We start from the raw sequence: 790 nt of genomic DNA, 5'->3' as shown, positions 1-790 counted from the left end.
CCGTCGGCGTCACCGCCGGTGTACGCGAAGTCCCAGCGGCTGGTGTGGAACGTATGCCCCTTGAAGCTCTCGATGCCGGGGATGCCCGGCAGTTTCGCCTGGCTGAGCGTTCCGGTGGCCACCACCACGTAGCGTGCCCGTATCCGGTCGCCGCGGTCGGTGCCGACGATCCACTCCGACTCGCTCTCGTCCCAGCGTAATTCGGTCGCCCGGGTCTGGAAGCAGGCGTCGCGGTACAGGTCGAAGGTCCGGCCGACGGCCTGCGCGTGCCGGCGTATCTCCTCGCCGGGCGCGTACTTCCACTTCGGGATGTAGCCGACCTCTTCGAGCAGCGGCATGTAGATGTACGACTCGATGTCGCAGTGGATACCGGGATACCGGTTCCAGTACCAGGTCCCGCCGAAGTCCCCGCCCTTCTCGATCACCCGGACCCGGTCCACGCCCGCCTGGCGCAGACGCGCGCCCGCGAGCAGCCCGCCGAGCCCGCCACCGACGACGACGGCCTCGACCCGGTCGTGCAGCGGGTCACGGGAGAACGACGGATCGGCGTGCGGATCGTCGGCGTAGTAGCCGAACCGCCCGGCCGTGCGCTGGTACTGCCCGCTGCCGTCGGGCCGGATCCTGCGGTCCCGCTCGGCGCGGTAGCGCGCTCGCAGCGCCTCGGGATCGAAACCGGGATCCTGGGGACCGGAGGGGTGGGGCGGGGTGTGGGGGGAGGACATGGGGGTCCTGTTCCTCTCTGTAGACCCTGTGGCGGTGAGCCGCAGGAGCGTCCTCGTAGCCTCACAAA

At 70.0% G+C, this 790-nt stretch carries 1 protein-coding gene; it reads right to left on the bottom strand.

Features of this window, described 5'->3' with window-relative positions; all coding sequences use genetic code 11:
- Positions 1-722 (bottom strand): flavin-containing monooxygenase (locus tag BFF77_RS25630; RefSeq protein ID WP_141698526.1); only part of this gene is annotated, 722 nt, incomplete at its 3' end.
- Between the last annotated feature and the right edge of the window lie 68 nt (positions 723-790).

The organism is Streptomyces lushanensis, assembly GCF_001700515.1.
GTDB lineage: Bacteria > Actinomycetota > Actinomycetes > Streptomycetales > Streptomycetaceae > Streptomyces > Streptomyces lushanensis.
The sequence above is the reverse complement of the archived record's forward strand: the minus strand, read 5'-3'. Positions and strand labels throughout refer to the sequence as shown.